The 16,659-nt window shown below is 49.1% G+C and carries 16 protein-coding genes; 9 read left to right on the forward strand and 7 right to left on the reverse strand.

Going from position 1 to position 16,659, the window contains the following annotated elements:
• Positions 1-47: 47 nt before the first annotated feature.
• The 7 genes from fliL to fliF form a co-directional block, all read right to left on the reverse strand.
• Positions 48-536 carry a flagellar basal body-associated protein FliL gene (gene fliL / locus RGU75_RS17560; protein WP_322238156.1) on the reverse strand — a complete coding sequence of 163 codons (489 nt, stop codon included), beginning with the start codon at positions 534-536 and terminating at the stop codon, positions 48-50.
• Positions 537-796: 260 nt separating this feature from the next.
• Positions 797-2,155, reverse strand: coding sequence for a flagellar hook-length control protein FliK (locus RGU75_RS17565; protein WP_322238159.1), 1,359 nt, complete (start codon positions 2,153-2,155; stop codon positions 797-799).
• 16 nt (positions 2,156-2,171) lie between these two features.
• Complete coding sequence (fliJ, locus tag RGU75_RS17570; protein WP_322238161.1) at positions 2,172-2,621, reverse strand: flagellar export protein FliJ; 450 nt, start codon at positions 2,619-2,621, stop codon at positions 2,172-2,174.
• A gap of 19 nt (positions 2,622-2,640) precedes the next feature.
• Positions 2,641-4,128 (reverse strand): flagellar protein export ATPase FliI, encoded by a 1,488-nt coding sequence (gene fliI / locus RGU75_RS17575; RefSeq protein ID WP_322238163.1) that lies wholly within the window; start codon positions 4,126-4,128, stop codon positions 2,641-2,643.
• A gap of 5 nt (positions 4,129-4,133) precedes the next feature.
• Entirely contained in the window at positions 4,134-4,937 is an 804-nt protein-coding gene (gene fliH, locus RGU75_RS17580) for a flagellar assembly protein FliH (protein ID WP_322238165.1), read from the reverse strand.
• Complete coding sequence (fliG, locus tag RGU75_RS17585; protein ID WP_322238167.1) at positions 4,894-5,889, reverse strand: flagellar motor switch protein FliG; 996 nt, start codon at positions 5,887-5,889, stop codon at positions 4,894-4,896. Before fliG ends, fliH begins: the two co-directional genes overlap by 44 nt.
• Positions 5,882-7,633: a flagellar basal-body MS-ring/collar protein FliF gene (gene fliF, locus RGU75_RS17590; protein WP_322238168.1), complete on the reverse strand. Its 1,752-nt coding sequence runs from the start codon at positions 7,631-7,633 to the stop codon at positions 5,882-5,884. The genes fliG and fliF overlap by 8 nt, the downstream gene beginning before the upstream one ends.
• 413 nt (positions 7,634-8,046) lie before the next feature.
• Here fliF and fliE point away from each other — a divergent pair, with 413 nt between their 5' ends.
• From fliE to RGU75_RS17635, 9 genes are all read left to right on the forward strand, one after another.
• A complete protein-coding gene (gene fliE, locus RGU75_RS17595) occupies positions 8,047-8,376 on the forward strand; it encodes a flagellar hook-basal body complex protein FliE (protein ID WP_322238170.1) in 330 nt (109 codons plus the stop codon).
• 201 nt (positions 8,377-8,577) lie between these two features.
• Positions 8,578-10,266, forward strand: a complete 1,689-nt coding sequence (locus RGU75_RS17600; protein ID WP_322238172.1) for a flagellin — start codon at positions 8,578-8,580, stop codon at positions 10,264-10,266.
• A 348-nt stretch (positions 10,267-10,614) separates the two neighbouring features.
• Positions 10,615-12,078: a flagellar filament capping protein FliD gene (gene fliD / locus RGU75_RS17605; RefSeq protein WP_322238174.1), complete on the forward strand. Its 1,464-nt coding sequence runs from the start codon at positions 10,615-10,617 to the stop codon at positions 12,076-12,078.
• Positions 12,079-12,089: 11 nt separating this feature from the next.
• Positions 12,090-12,518, forward strand: coding sequence for a flagellar export chaperone FliS (gene fliS, locus RGU75_RS17610; RefSeq protein WP_322238177.1), 429 nt, complete (start codon positions 12,090-12,092; stop codon positions 12,516-12,518).
• Between the two features lie 128 nt (positions 12,519-12,646).
• The gene (locus RGU75_RS17615) at positions 12,647-12,973 is read left to right on the forward strand and encodes a flagellar protein FliT (RefSeq protein WP_322238179.1); all 327 of its coding nucleotides are present in this window, start codon (positions 12,647-12,649) and stop codon (positions 12,971-12,973) included.
• Positions 12,974-12,988: 15 nt separating this feature from the next.
• Complete coding sequence (locus RGU75_RS17620; RefSeq protein WP_322238181.1) at positions 12,989-14,377, forward strand: flagellar hook-length control protein FliK; 1,389 nt, start codon at positions 12,989-12,991, stop codon at positions 14,375-14,377.
• Positions 14,378-14,543: 166 nt separating this feature from the next.
• Positions 14,544-14,831: an EscU/YscU/HrcU family type III secretion system export apparatus switch protein gene (locus RGU75_RS17625; protein ID WP_322240638.1), complete on the forward strand. Its 288-nt coding sequence runs from the start codon at positions 14,544-14,546 to the stop codon at positions 14,829-14,831.
• Positions 14,832-15,145: 314 nt separating this feature from the next.
• Positions 15,146-15,799 (forward strand): response regulator transcription factor, encoded by a 654-nt coding sequence (locus RGU75_RS17630; RefSeq protein ID WP_322238183.1) that lies wholly within the window; start codon positions 15,146-15,148, stop codon positions 15,797-15,799.
• A 337-nt stretch (positions 15,800-16,136) separates the two neighbouring features.
• Positions 16,137-16,649, forward strand: a complete 513-nt coding sequence (locus tag RGU75_RS17635; protein WP_322238185.1) for a chemotaxis protein CheW — start codon at positions 16,137-16,139, stop codon at positions 16,647-16,649.
• The last annotated feature ends 10 nt before the right edge of the window (positions 16,650-16,659 follow it).

Raw genomic sequence — 16,659 nt, forward strand, 5'->3', positions numbered from 1 at the left:
CTTCATATTTTTTAATCGCCTTGATTTAATATCTCTATATCAGAATGTCATTGCACCACGAACGAAGTAAACAGAACGTCGGTTATCCGCTGTGTCAGCTTGTCAGCTGAAAGAGGCTTGCTGAGCGTCTTAAGAATTTCGACGGATAGTTGTTTTTTGTCGTCTGCCGTGATCAGAGAATCTGGTGTTCGATCCGCTAGCATCAACAAAACCCGACTGCGGGCCTCAGGTAAATACTGTGCAATTGTGCTCTGTGATCCCGCATCTGCGACTTTTAGCGTGATGCCGATATGAAGAAAGCGCTCACGCTCATCCGAGCGCAAATTGACTGTGAATGGCTCTAACGCAACAAAAATGGGTGCTTCAATTTTGACTTCTTGCGGCGTACTCAGATTGGTGCGAGCGACGTTATTAATGCTGCCTATATAATAGGCAATAGCGCCAGTAATGGCCGCGACGAGTAATAGCGTTACGGAGAAAACAACCTTGGCTTTTTTCGATATTGCCGCTGGTTTGGTAATAATGGTCGCCATCATATGCCTGCATAAAATTCTGACGTTCATTGTTGGCGATAAGCGCCAGAAACTATCTGCTAATCAAAAGGGATAAATTACTTCAACTCAGCGCTTCGACTACTAGCTGTTTGCTCGAAATAAACCTTGTCCCACTTCGGCCCAATTGATTGTGATAAACATGCTGAAGAAATTGTTACCGCAAGCAGGAAAATATCGACGTACAGTTTCTGGAGTCTTCATTGTTAAAAAAACACTTGATATCACTGCTTGGTGCTACCGCCTCATACAAATGTATCAACGCCACGGCTGCTTTGAGGGCGCAATGGTTGAACGGTCACGTTCTGATTTGTCTTCGACTGCGCCAACAATCCTGATTCTGTGCTTCCGTGGTTGTGCTGGCCGGATTGCTTTCCGTCATGTTGTGTAAAGGCGCTTTGTTGCTGTTGTTGCTGTTGTTGTGCATCGGCGCTGACTGACGTATTGCTTAGATTAATACCATTTTCCGCAAGTGAACTACGCAACTGCGGCAACGCTGCTTCGATGGCTGCCCGTACTGATTGATGGGCTGATATGAACTGCGCTTGTGCCTGATTGTCATTGAAAGTCAGCGTCACTTTTAATGGACCTAAGTCTGGCGGGTTCAAATGTAGTTCGGCGACGGGTTGGTTATTGTTGCCCATCCATACCACTTGTTTTCCTAACGCCGTACCCCAATCACCGCTGGCGACCGAAGGACCGAGGTGCAGTTGCACAGGATTGGTCAGGTTCGTGTCGAGGTTATTCATATTTGGCGATAACGGCGAAGAATGCACAACCGGTATCATTGCAGCTGATCCTGCAATATTAAACTGATCCAAAATAGGGCTTGTGTTGGCTGCAAGATCTCCTGCGATTGTCTTGGATGTTGCCGTTGCCAGCGCATGCTTTGCACTGGATTGCTCTTCTTTACGGCTTTGGTCGTTACCTTTATCAAATTGCTGTTGGAAACCAGTCCCATTTGCAAGGATATTCTGTGCATGCGTTTTTTCAGCGGGCGAGGCTATCTTGTCTTCCGTGTTTGCTGTCTTGCTATCATTTAACGCGGTTTGCCTGTGTTCCGTCGATTGGCCAAACAACCTTTGATCAATACTCACATTGCTCTTGCTGAGGGCTGACTCAGCAGCAGTGCCGTAGTGAGTTTGATCACTAACCTGATCGTTATCTGTACTGAACTCTTTGGTAGTAGCGTGAGAATGATGGCGGTTGCTATTGTTGGTCGTCGCCATCGCATCTCGCAATTGTGTATCTGCCGCCGATGGAAGAGTGTTAAGAGGGTTGGACGGGACATCGGTTGTAACACCTTTTGCCGTTACAGCGGGCTTTTCACTGATCTCCATCAGGGCGAGCCCTAATGATGGCGTTTGATCTGGTGATGTTGTTTGATCGAGGCTCGTAAGTTCAAGGTGTTTTTTCAGCGGTTGATCCGATGTCTTTTCTGCGCTCGGGTCTGTGTCCTTGCTGGCGGACCGACTCTTTTCAAGAGACTGATCGAATTCTTTCCCAAAACTATGCGCTGCATTTTGGTCGATATTTTTAATCGAAGAACTGTCACTAACGAAATTACTTTGAGTAACGGCGATGGCCGCAAGAGCGAGAGACATGAGAGTTCCTTAAAAATTAGTCCGTCGCGGTACGCAACTGGAATTGTCGGGCGGCATGTTCGTCGCTATCGCGTTGTTCACGCTTGTTGATTATGCCAAGTTGTCGTTGTCGATTGCGTTCGGCTAAGGTGCCGAATGATGACAGACGACGTTTGTTCTGTTGCCAGTCGATACGGCCATTCGACAAGCGCGTATCCGCTTGCGCGGCAATCGCACTTTGCTGGTCGATAGCACCGTCTAATGTTCCGATGAAATGCTGAAAGTTACGCCACCGCGCCGACGGCACGCCATCGCGCATTTGGGCTTGCAGCTTATCGTAATACTCTTGTCGATATTCCAGTAGCAACGCCAATTTTTGCGCTGCGCTGGTGTGGGCATTTTGTAGTTGGCCGAGTCGACGAGTAGATTCGTCGGTTTTATTTTGAGCCAGTTCAATTAACATGGCGAGCGGTAAAGTATTGGACATGGGCTTCTTTCAGATCGGGTCAGGACCGGGAAAAGATGGCATTTAATCGGGCCAGTGACTCTTCGACACCGGTACGTTCATCCATCTCCTGCTGTAAAAATGCTTCGATTTCAGGATAGTGTGCGATGGCCTTATCCAATTGCAGGTCATTACCGGCGGCATATGCACCGACACTGATCAAATCACGATTACGTTGGTAGCGCGATAGCATTTGCTTGAAGTGCCGAACCGATGCAAATTGTAGTGGCGTGATCAATGCGGTCATGGCGCGGCTAATGGATGCCTCGATATCAATTGCCGGATAGTGGCCCGCTTCAGCCAGGCTGCGCGATAGGACGATGTGACCATCCAGAATGGCACGGGCGGCGTCAGCGATGGGATCTTGCTGGTCATCGCCTTCTGTCAGCACTGTATAAAAAGCGGTAATCGATCCACCTTGTCCACTGGCGTCGCGTGCACCGTTACCGGCTCTTTCAACCAATGCTGGCAACTTGGCAAATACCGATGGTGGATACCCCTTAGTCGCGGGTGGTTCGCCGACCGCTAACGCAATTTCACGCTGTGCCATAGCATAGCGCGTCAGTGAGTCCATGATCAGTAATACATCTTTGCCTTGATCGCGGAAAAATTCAGCCAGACAAGTTGCATAAGCGGCCCCTTGCAGACGGAGTAATGGCGATGTGTCTGCTGGTGCGGCAACGACTACTGCACGCGCCATTCCTTCTGCGCCGAGCGTGTTTTCTATAAAATCTTTTACTTCGCGGCCGCGTTCGCCGATCAAGCCAACCACTATTACGTCAGCGCTCGTATAGCGCGCCATCATGCCGAGCAATACGCTTTTACCGACGCCGGAGCCGGCAAATAAGCCCATGCGCTGACCGCGCCCGACTGTCAGTAAAGCATTGATGGCGCGTACACCGACATCCAGCACTGAGTCAATCGGCGCGCGGGTCAATGGATTGATTGGCGCAGCAGAAAGTGGCACTTCACGGGAAAAATTGAGCGGCCCTAAGTCATCCAGTGGACGTCCCATAGCATCGACCACACGTCCCAGCATGCCCGAACCGACTGGCAAACGCTTGGCACCGTTCTGTATTGTTGGCTCATCAATATGGCCTGATTCAGCATCGTTTGCTATCAGCGAGGAGGGTGCTGCCGTCATTGGATAGACGCGTGCACCGGGTATCAAGCCAGCGACTTCACTCCGTGGCATCAAAAAGGTACGGTCACCGGCAAAGCCGACGACTTCGGCTTCGGTGGTACGTTGGGAATAACCTTGAGGCAATTCGATCAGGCAATCACTGCCGACCGGCAAACGTAATCCGACCGCTTCCAACACCAAACCGACGGCGCGCGTCAGCCGACCGTAAGTGCGGATTGGTGTGCTGCGAGCAATATCGATACTGGCACTACCAAGACTCCGCCGCCAGGTTTGAAGATGGGCGTTGGTCGCCGCCGAGGCGGCAAGATCGGTATCGGCGTAGTTATCGGTTTCGTGGAGGTTCATTTTAATCATGGCGAATGATTAAGATTTTTTTCGCTGCGACCAAGTGCAGTCGTTATCCGGTGCCAGCGTGTTTCTAGTGTGGCGTCGATTTCACCGCTGGTCGCATGCACTCTACATCCGCCGCGGTTCAGACTGGGATCAGCGCGCAGCAACCAGCCCGCGGTTTGCAGGTCATCAGACAGATATTGTTTGACCAGCGTCAAATCTTCCGGATGCAGTAAAAGTCGGGGGTTGCCACTCAGGGCAGGCTCAGTTTGCAATAGCGACCGGACTGCTATCAGAATCAATTCTGGATCAGTCGCGAGTTCCCTTAAAACCAATTGTCGCGCAATGTCCAGCGCCAGCGTTATCAGATCATCGGCGATTTCTTTATCTACATTGCGTAAGGCGCTTGATAGCGAAGCCGTGAGCACACGCAATTGGCTTGCTTCACTTTCGCCCAGGGCAATAGCGTCGGCATAGCCTTGCTTTTGACCTTCGAGGTAACCTAACTTAAGGCCTTCTTCCTGGCCCGCCTGAACTGCTTCGGTCCGCAGTCGTGTCAGTTCGGCCTCATCAATCAGGAGCACGGGTTGGAGTTGTTTTAGAGTAGGTTCTTCATTAGCCGAAAGGTCTTGACTGGCGCTGCCGGGTGGAGGTGCGGCAGGTCCGGTTGTCTGGAATGATCCCATTTCCCAACGTTCCCACGCGCTTAAAGACTCTTTGGACTTTAAGGCGGTGGGTCGCTTGGCAAGCGACTTCGGTGGTGCTGACTTATGATCGAGATCAGACAAACGCGTCATCGCCTTGCCCGCCCATGATAATTTCACCAGAATCAGCTAAGCGCCGGACAATTTGTAGAATCACTTTCTGATGGGTTTCTACTTGAGACACACGTACCGGCCCACGTAGTTCTAAATCGTCACGTAACATTTCTGCAGCGCGTTGTGACATATTGTTGAGGAATTTGTCGCGTAATTCCTGCGGTGCACCTTTGAGAGCGATGATGAGTGTTTCCGATTCGATTTCCTTCAACAGCATTTGAATGCCGCGGTCGTCGATTTCCAGCAGGTTTTCGAACAGGAACATCTCGTCAACAATGCGTTGTGCCAAATCGTCATCGTAATTCCGTACGTGTTGAATGACCGACTCTTCCTGCGCACTACTCATTAAATTAAGCATTTCTGCGGCTGCGCGGACACCGCCAAGTCGACTGCGTTTTGTGCCATGTCCGGAAAGCAGACCAGACAATACTTCGGTTAGTTCATTCAATGCAGCAGGTTGTACACCACCAAAAGTAGCAATCCGGAGAACCACATCATGACGCAGACGTTCGTCGAGTAATTCCAATACTTTGGATGCCTTGCTGCGCTCCAGATGCACCATCATGGTGGCGATAATTTGCGGGTGTTCGTCGCGAATCAGTTCGGCGACTTCAGTCGCTTCGAGCCAGTTCAGGCTTTCGATACCACGCGTATGGTCGGCCGAATTGAGAATGTCTTCCATCAGGTCGGAGGCACGATCGCCGCCGACCGCTTTATTCAGAACGGCACGGATATAGCTACTTGAATCCAGACTGATGGCCGAGAATTGCTCGGTCTCTACCCGAAATTCGTCGAGTACCGTTGAAATGTGATCGCGCTTTACGTTACGCAATTGGGACATAACTACACACAGCGCCTGCACAGCCTGCGGTGTCATATGTTTAAATACATTGGCGGCGCCATCCTCGCCGAGTGATAACAGGAGGATTGCGCTTTTTTTGATTCCCTCGTTATCCATTGGCGTTCTTCCCTGAGTCCATCCAATTTTTAATCACCATCGCCACCAACTTTGGATCTTTTTCTGAAAGAGCTTTGGCATGCGTCAGATTTTCCTGATGACGCATGTTGGCACGCACTTGGGCTTCCGCACTCAAGGAGACAGTTTCTGCCGGGATGTCTTCGGCCGGCTCAGCATTGATTGGCAATGCCTGCGGTACTTCTAATGGTGGTGCCAGATATTTGCGCAATAATGGCCGTAGCACGCCAAACCACAACCAGAGGCCAAGTACAGCAATGAGCAGGTATTGGCCCAATGTCTTCCCCAGAGCGATATTTTCAGGTTGCTGCCACCATGGCAATACCGGTTCTACAATCTCGGAGGAAACAAACTGGCTATTGACAACATTGAGCGAATCGCCACGTTCAGTGTTGAAACCCATTGCTTCCCTGACGAGATTGCGCACTTGTTCTAGTTCAGCTGGCGGAATCGCTTGTGCAGCTATTTTTCCCTGAGCATTGCGAATGCCACGGTAATTGACGACAACAGCAACCGACAATCGTTTGATCCCGCCAGCGCTCTGCTGAACATGACGAATTGAGCGGTCAACCTCATAGTTGGTAGTGACATCGCGGCGTACGTTGCTGGAACCGCCAGTACTTGCAGGCCGATTGGCTGCGCCGATTGGATTTGCGCTTGCCTGCGTGGTTGATTGACCACCGGCAGCGGCCGTTGCGCCCGGCAATGGTCGGTTGGCGGCTGCGGTGACAATCGGTGCTGTTGGGTTGAGTGGCGGTTGATTCGATAAAGCGCCGGGAACGCCGCCTGCCGGAGTGGCGCCCTGTTGATTAGAGTCACTCGATTGCTGACTGCGGATTGCTGCTTTTTCCGGATCTTGATTTGGGCGATATTTTTCGTCGGTATTTTCGACTGTTGCAAAGTCAATGTCGGCCACAACTTGGGCCTTCACATTTCCAGAGCCGACAATTGGTTGCAAAATTGCTTCTATGCGACGAATATAGCTTTGCTCTATTTCCTGAGAAAACTTGAGCTGGCTCGCGTCCAGCCCGCGATTGCCTGCGCTTGGCACCGAAAGTAGATTTCCTGCTTGATCGACTACCGTGACGTTATTCGCGTTCAAGTCCGGCACACTGCTGGAAATCAAGTGAGCAATGGCGCTCACCTGGCCCTCATCAATTGCGCGCCCGCGATGTAGTGTCAGGATCACTGCGGCGCTTGGCTTTTGCTGATCACGGACAAATAACGATGGTTTAGGAATGGCGAGATGAATTCGCGCGGTAGCGACGGAAGAGATGGACTCTATCGAATGGGCAATTTCACCTTCTAATGCGCGTTGATAGTTAACCTGCTCAGCAAACTGACTGACGCCGAATTTTTGATTATCCATCAATTCGAACCCAACCGAACCGCCTTTTGGCAGCCCTTGCGAGGCCAGTTTGAGACGCGCGTCGTAGACTTGATCGGATGCGACCAAGACAGCGCCACCGCCGTCTGCAAATTTGTAAGGGATATTCATTTGCTGCAATGAAGCGATGATGGCGCCGCCGTCACGGTCTGACAGATTGCTAAACAGTACGCGATAATCGGGCGCACGCGTCCACAGCCAAAGGGCGAAAATCGCGGCAATCACCGCCGCGCCGCCAATAATTATTGGTAACTTGGGATTAGCACGCAGCTGTTCTAATAATGAAAATTTATTTGTATCTGCTGCATTTTCTTTAGCGCCAGTCGAAGCTACGCTCATTCGTAGCCTCCGGAATTAAACGCGGTGGGCGTCAATAAAGATCGAAGCTGCGCTAGTTTCGATGTAAAAAAATGCAATATGTTTTTTTCGTTCACTTGTCGTTTCTTTACCGTTTTTTTGCCGTTTTTTTGTCGCTTCTGCTTAGGTGATAAAAAGCAGATTTCCTCATTTTTGAGAACGTGTTCCGGTTTTTGTATCGATTCAGCATCGATGCAAAATGCGCTGCCACTACTAATCTGTGCGGACAGCCTGTACGACTTTAACAATTGTCGACGCCTTGAGAGGCTTTTGATCAGTGGAATAGGATTGATTTTTGCCATCACTTGGCGCTTTGCCTGATTGGCATAGCTGGTACGCTTCATCACTTCGGGATACTAGGTGGATGAATGTGCCCAACAATAGAGGAGAGCAACATGGCGATAGCGGCAATTGAGTCGGTTTTGCAGCAATTACGGGCTACCGCGCAAGTTGCGGGAGCGTCTTCGTCTAGTGCCGCTAATCCTGTTGGGGAGTCGATTGGTGGTGGCTTTGCAGGTGAAATGAAAAAATCATTGGAGCGTATTAGCAATGCGCAAACGCACGCGATGGGTCAGGCGGAGTCGTTTGAACTAGGCAAACCGGGAGTTGCGCTCAATGACGTCATGGTGGATTTGCAAAAAGCCAATGTAGGCTTTCAAATGGGACTACAAGTTCGCAATAAAGTGGTAAGTGCTTATCAAGAGATTATGAATTTGCCTGCTTGATAGATTAGGTGGCTAACCTGAGCGTGTGGCGTTTTCCTAAGTGTGTGAGGTTTTTTTGAAGCGACCCTACAGTTTTAGATGTCTATTGCCGATAACCTGATTAACGGTGGCTTGCACATAATGGTGGCTTGCACAATGTACAGGTCCAACGTTACGGCAACGTAGCCGGCATCCATCAATTTTGCAAATAGGAGTCGTACCATGGCATCAGTCATTAACACCAATTCCCTTTCGCTGCTGACCCAAAACAACCTTACCAAGTCACAGTCTTCGTTGAGTACCGCGATTGAGCGCCTATCGTCCGGTTTGCGGATTAACAGCGCTAAAGATGATGCGGCAGGTCAAGCAATTGCTAACCGCTTCACAGCAAACATCACCGGTTTGACCCAAGCCTCACGTAACGCGAACGATGGTATCTCGCTAGCGCAAACCACTGAAGGCGCGTTGACCGAAGTTAACAATAACTTGCAACGGATTCGTGAGCTGGCGGTGCAGGCAGCTAACGGTAGTAACTCCGGCAGCGATCTGAAGTCGATTCAGGATGAAATTACCCAACGTTTGGCGGAAATTGACCGTACATCGGCACAAACTGATTTCAATGGCGTCAAAGTATTAGCCTCAAACAAAGCGCTCTCCATTCAGGTTGGTGCAAACGATGGTCAAACCATTGACATCAATTTGCAAAAGATGGACACCACTGCGCTAGGTATGAACGGCTTTAACGTCGATGGCTCAGGAACGGCGAACTCAACGGCAGCGGTTAAAGACTTAAAAGCAGCGGGTTACGCAGCTGGGACTGTTACCAACGGCACGACAGCGTATACCAAAGCATATGGCGCATCGGACGCTGCGACGCTGTCGACAGTATTTGGCAAGATTGCAAGTGGCGACACGGTCACGGATTCTGTTAATCCAACCGCTTCGTATAAATCTAACGGTACAAGTTTTGACTTTGCCGATACGGCACGTAGTCTTGCCAAAGTACGCACGGATTTAAAGCCAGCTGCAGGCGCATTCACAACAATCAATGTAAAAATTGGTGGTACCTCACAAGATGCCAAAATTGATTCAAGTGGTAAGTTAACGGCAGCCGATGATGGTTCCGTTCTTTATCTTGATGCAACTGGAAACCTGTCAAAAACTAATGCTGGTAGTGATCCGCAAGCGAATATCAATGGCGGTACGGGTACCGGTGATATTCTTGAAAGTATGAGTAAGACAGGTGGTACAAGTGGTGTAATCACTTCAGGTGCAGCCAAATACACACTGACTGTAGCCACTGCTACTGTAGGATCTACTGGTCTCAATATATCCAACTCAGCGTTGAGTTCGCAACTTAGTGCTAGCAGCGCTACTGTTGGTAGTACGATGGCTATCACGCTTGCTGGAACTAAGTACGATGTCAAAAATACTGCTGGTACTGTAGCAGTCACTGATGATGCTTCAACCAAAGCAGTGAATGTTGATATGAATGGTGCGCTAACGACTGATACTGCTGCAACATTGTATGTGCATGATAATGGCACTGTCACCGATAGCGCTTCTAACCAGGTCTACAACGACTCTGCACATGCTGATAAGTTCACGTTAAATAAAGGTAGTGGCAGCACTGCTACCGCCAACGCGTTATCGGTCATTGATGCTGCGCTGTCGAACGTTGACGGTTTGCGTAGTTCATTGGGTGCGGTACAAAACCGTTTTGCATCCACGATCTCTAACCTTGGTACAACTATCGTCAATTTGTCTTCTTCACGTTCACGTATTGAAGATGCAAATTACGCGACTGAAGTGTCGAACATGACGCGCGCTCAAATCTTGCAACAAGCCGGTACTTCGGTGTTGTCGCAAGCGAACAAGACAACGCAAAGTGTTCTGTCGTTGTTGCAATAAATTTATCAGAAGTTGCCGTCAGCGATTAGTTCGCTGACGGCAGTGGGGTGATCGATTATGTTGCTGGATCGTGAATCCGATAAACAAGCATTTAGACAGTCCTGGATTGCCTATCTGCTTGTGTTGTCTGCTTCCGTTACTTACGTTAACCAGTCTGGCTTTTGCTAATTGTCAAAGGCGTGAGTGGTTAGCGAATGGTTGAAGTGCTGCACGTGACATATCGATTTAATTTGGTTAGCAGTATTGCCGCTAAAAAACGGTAAGTCGCGAATCTAATATCTATACCGCTTAATTAGCTTTTGCATAAGTTAATAGAGCGACGCAAATGACAGAATTTGGAGATTTATCATGACAGGGATTGTTACCGATGGTATTGGGTCTGGACTTCAGCTTGGCCCTTTGCTGGATCAGTTAAAGGCCGCTGAGCAGATTCCACTTCAGGCGTTGCAGGCGCAGTCGGTCAGTTATACCTCTAAATTGTCAGCCTACGGGACGTTGAGTAGTCTGCTGAATAATTTCCAGACGGCGTCCAGCGCGCTTGCTGCATCCGCTTTGTATCAGACAGTGAAAGCGACTTCAGGTTCGGCCAGTGTGCTGACGGCAGTTGCGGGCGCGAACGGCGCTGCCGGTTCATACGCTATTAACGTATCGCAATTGGCGCAAGCCCAAACGCTGGCAGCTGTCGGCCAGGCCAGTGCTAAAACGTCGATTGGTAACGGCACGGTGACGATTCAGTTCGGGAAAGTGTCCGGCGGCACGCTCGATCCATCGACTGGCAAATATAGTAATGCGACGTTCGCGGCAGATGCTAGTCGTGCTGCCGGTTCGGTGACGATTGATAGTTCCAGTAATACGTTAGAAGGGATTCGTGACGCCATTAATAAGAGTACGACGCTGGGAGTAACAGCGACCATTGTGAGTGATGGTGGTACTAACCCAAACCGTTTGGTACTGACATCAAATACGACTGGTGAAACTTCCAGTATGCAGATTTCGGTAACTGGTGATGCGGCATTGGAAAATCTTTTGTCGCAAAATGTGGGTGGTGGCAATCAAAATATGCAGGAGACGGTGTCTGCCATGAATGCGAAACTGACCGTCAATGGCATCGCTATTACGAGCGCCAGTAATACGGTGACGGATGCGATTCCAGATGTGAGCATGACCCTTGTTTCAGCAGCTAATACGACACTTACCGTGGCGCGCGATACCACTGCTGTCTCGACAGCCGTAACGGCGTTCGTAACTGCTTATAATAATTTACAAAAAGCCGCTACGACATTGACTGCGTATGACGGGACCAGCAAAACCGGGGCTGTACTATCAGGTGACTCCGTCTTACGCTCAATACAGAGCGGCATTCGTTCATTACTGACTACGCCGCAAAATGTCACTGGAGGTAGTACAGGTGGATTCGCCTCCCTCTCGCAAATTGGTGTTTCTCTTCAGACCGATGGCACGTTGTCCATCGATTCAGTTAAATTGAGTAAGGCACTGAACACTAATCTGGATAGCGTTGGAGAATTATTTAGCGGGACCACAGGCAATAGCGGCACTGGTTTGGGGACGCAGTTAACGTCATTGTTGAAAGGTTTTAACGCTACAGATGGGATGTTGACGGCGGCTACTTCCGGTGTCAATAAGACGCTGGATGATCTCAGCAAGCAATACAAGGTCATGTCTGCGCAAATCGACGACACGATGGCGCGCTATAAAAGTCAGTTCACTGCGTTGGATTTGATTGTCACCCAACTAAATGCGACAAGCACCTATTTGACCCAACAGTTCGACGCAATCAACAATACGAAATAAGGTAGATAGCCATGTACTCGTCACAAGGTTCCAAGGTGATCAATTCAGGCGCACAGGCCTATGCAAAGATGGGTGTCGAAAGCGCCGTTATGAGCGCCTCGCCACACCACCTCATTACCTTGCTGTTTGATGGTGCCAGGACCGCTATTAACATGGCACGCCATCATATGGTTAATAAAGAGATCGTTGCCAAGGGCAATGCCATTTCTAAAGCGATTAATATTATAGATAACGGCCTGAAGGCAAGTCTTGACGCTGAGATAGGCGGTAAGGATGGCGCTGAACTGGTAGCGAATTTGTCGGCTTTATATGACTATATCAAGCAGCGTTTGATGTTCGCCAACTTGCGTAACGATCCTGCGCTGTTGGATGAGGCGGCTCGCTTACTGGAAAATATTGGCTCAGCGTGGCGTGAAATTGATCCAAATAAGAAGAGTTGAAAGAAGCCCCGACGATACCGCTGGAAATTTCAGTAATGGGTACTCGTCTGGCAACTCAGTCAAGCACGCCGTTTAGTTTCAACATTGCGCTAAAGTGAACCGATAGAGCAGCACAACAAGAGAATGCGATGAGATGTCAAAGCGATGTAATACATTGTTACGAGCAAATTAAACCCATCACCGGCCGCATGCTGGCATTGGCTCGGGCTGGTGATTGGGACGCAATGCCACCGCTGGAAGAGGAATTTAGAAGATATGTTAATCATCTCAAAACGATAGAGTCGAGCTATCCACTTGATCCGTCTGAGTTGGAAAAGAAATACTTATTACTCCGACAAATATTGGCTGATGATGCCGAGATCCGCGATCTGCTGACGCCGCAGGTTGCACGATTAGGTATTCTGATGGGAAATCTACGGCGTCAGCAGAATCTCAATCAGGCCTATGGTCGATAGCGTTGGTCTGGTCGTATGAGTGGCATTACACCTATTGTCGATACGCTGCTGGCAACGACATTGACGCAGCGCCTCGATCTGGTTCCCCTCAAGTCTGCGTTGCAGCTTTCCGAGCCCACCGCGGTGACCAATGCTGGCGCAGTCAACAACGACCTTCGTCTTCCTTCTCGCGCTGCAACGGACACGCAATTGGGTCGAGGTTTGCAGCCAATGCGTGGCGCTGCAGATGTGGTTTTGTATTCCGCTGAGACGCCACCCACATTGAGTGCCACCGCGCGGGCTATTAGTGCTATTTTGGGCGGCCCTCAAAATGGTCCCGGTTCAGCGGTCTTCATTAAGGGAGAAGCGCCGTTATTGCCGACCATGCCGATAGATGGTCGCGCCTCTTTGCCATTGCACTTGCTGGCATCTGTTTTGGCGAGAGTGGTATCCCACAGTGGCTTGTTTTACGAATCCCATCTGTTGCAATATTCCAGCGGCCGTCGTTCACTGGCACAAATGGCGCAGGAGCCACAGGCGCGACTCGGCACACTGGTGCAAAGCCGTCCAGAGTTATTTGGCGCGAATGGGACGCGTGCAGATTTGCCGTTATGGGCCGAGCAGGCCAGGGGAATGTCTTCTGTACTCGCCACGACTACGAGCAGCCGTTTATCCGGTTTTTCGATGACTTCCGGTTCACAGGATCCGACAGGGATAATGGAATCTGACCATGGCGTCACCACTGACCGCTCCTCGGCAATCGCGCCGCATGTACCACAGCAATTGACTAATCCTTCTCTACCTAATACGTTGGGTACCAGCATGCTGAGAGCTTACAGCGGGCAATATACGCAAAAGGATACAGATCCCTCAAAAAGTGATTCCAGCGATGACAATGGGGCGAACGACATACTATTGTCGGAGAAAAATTCGGCCCCCTCGATATCTCAAAATGATAAAACGTCTGTTATTAATTCTATGACCGCAGAAATGCGTCCTGACGCGGCAGAGTTGGTCCGTCAACAACTTAATTTTCTGGCGTCTCCGGTGTTTCGTTGGCAAGGCGAGGCATGGCCCGGTGCGTCTATGGAGTGGGAGTTGAACCAACAGCATACGCAGCGTAAAGATCAACCCAATTCACAAAATGCCCAGATTGATCCAGCGGTAGTTGGATGGAGTACCTATTTGAAGCTGAATCTGCCTTCTTTGGGAACGTTGGAGTTACGATTGCATTTGGCCGGACAAAGCATTGAAACCAACATCGTGGTCGGCGATAACACAAACGCTAACCTGCTGCGCGATCACACTGCTGATTTGCGTAGTCGTTTTATTGCTAGTGGCCTGGATGTGACGTCGTTACAGATATCAACCTCAGAGTCAACGGGCGCGGATGTTGAGGATGATAATGTTGTAAAAAAACGTTAAAACTATTTAAACAATCTAACCAGCAGAATAAATCTCGCCGATACTGTAATATTATAATAGAGAAACATTTGTGCAGTTTAAAACAATATCATTGAATTTTGTCTAAGCATAATCGGCGCAATGCACGCAGGTTGCGATAGAAGCCTGGCAAATAAAAAGGTTGAGTATGGAGGCTTTTGATGTGGCGAAGCGTCATAGTGCGGTAGCGCTCTCCTACTCAGGCAAAGAGTCGGCACCAATTGTTGTGGCTAAAGGTTACGGCGTTACTGCTGAAGCGATAGTGGAACGCGCACGAGAACATGGTCTATACGTTCATTCGTCACCGGAGTTATTGAATTTATTAATGCATGTTGCGCTGGATGAGAAGATTCCTCCCCAGCTTTATCATGCAATTGCGGAGTTGCTGGCATGGCTCTATAGGCTTGAGGGAGGCCCGGTAAGGGAGGCCCGGTAAGGGAGGGGATGCCGAATGACAAACGATAAAGGGTGGTGGGGACATGCGCAATCGTTTGCCTGGATTGATATAACGTTATCTAAACACAAATAGAGATTCTGACGCAAAAAAAAGCGAGTCTCTTTACATGCGGGATGTTCGCTGAAGGAGTGTGCTCTACGATTGCGGCAATCTAATGAAATTTCCTTTTTTTGGAAATTTATTTATAGTTGAACACAACAGGTGCTTTGGTATCGATGGACTGGTGACGTAAATTGTTCAAATAAACGTTGCACCATCCACGATAGCGAGTTGCCATTGTCTGGCAAAAAGTAATGAATACGAACGTTGTTTCATCAATCCGGGTCGTGATTGCAGATGATCACCGGATTGTCAGAAGAGGGTTAGCGCACATTTTAAGTGCGAGTCCGGGCATAACAGTGGTTGGGGAGGCCAGTGACTATGCCGGTATAACGCAGATATTGCGAGAACAACCTTGCGATGTATTATTGCTCGATATTTCGATGCCGGGGAAAGATGGTATCGAAATTTTGCATTTGCTCAAAAAACGTGAGCCAATGTTACGGATCATGGTTCTCAGTAGCCATGGTCCGGAAAAATTTGCAGTGCGTGCGCTGAAAGCTGGCGCTGCCTGTTATCTGACCAAAGATGAGGCACCAGACGAACTTATTGAAGCTGTTCGGGTGGTCGCTCGCGGTAAAAAATATATTACCGAGGGAATGGCAGAGTCTCTGGCGAATCACGTTGTCGATGAAGATGACCTGATGCCGCATCAAACGCTTTCTGATCGTGAGTTTCAAACCGTCCGGATGATCGCATCAGGACAAACACGCACTGAAATTGCCCAAACTTTATCGATCAGCCCTAAAACTGTCAGCGTGTATCGCTCACGGGTATTTGAAAAAATGGGTATTCGTACCAATGCGCAGCTAACGCAATATGTCATTAAGCATGGCTTGCTTGATTAAACCGAAAGGTATCGCAGATATCAAGTTTTAATAATTCACTTTCGGAGGTCTTTTAAGTCATCGTCAGTGCGGCCTTTAGATAAATCTGGCGCCGCCAACAATGATTGGATTATCAGCTAACGTCGTCTAGAGCGGGAACTAAGTCTGATTGATAGTCCAAATTAAGTTCTATTCCATGCCTTTTTCCCCGTATCAGCATGCGGTGGATGTGTTTATATTTGATGTTCCAGTGTGATTGTTATGCGCGTGTCGGTGCCGAGACCCCTGTGAACTAAATGATGCTTTACATTTGACAAGGATGAAGTCTATGCCGCATACCGCAATAACCGCAGCCAAAATGCTAAACCAACCTCAGACACAGTTTCATACACGAAAATCTGCTGCACGGCAGGAAGCTGTCGGACGTGAATTTTTGATTTTTACTTTGGGTAAGGAAGAGTACGGGATCGATATTTTAAAGGTGCAAGAATTACGTGGTTACGACAACGTTACCCATATTGCCAATGCTCCTGATTTTTTAAAAGGGGTCATCAATCTTCGTGGAATTATTACTCCGATTATTGATATGCGCATCAAGTTCGGGCTTCACGCGGACGCCTACGATCAGTTTACTGTCGTCATTATCTTACGTCTCTACGACCGTGCTGTGGGCATCGTTGTTGATAGTGTTTCTGACGTGATTACCCTGTCGTCAGAACAGATCAAGCCAGCGCCTCAAATGGGGATGCTGGTCAATACCGACTATTTGATCGGATTGGGTACGGTTGATGCGCGTATCCTGATTTTGATGGAAATTGATAAGCTGATGTCATCCGATGAAATTGGCATGTTTCAGAAACTGACAACATGATCAGGTTTTA

Origin of the sequence: Glaciimonas sp. CA11.2, from assembly GCF_034314045.1 — a bacterium.
GTDB lineage: Bacteria > Pseudomonadota > Gammaproteobacteria > Burkholderiales > Burkholderiaceae_D > Glaciimonas.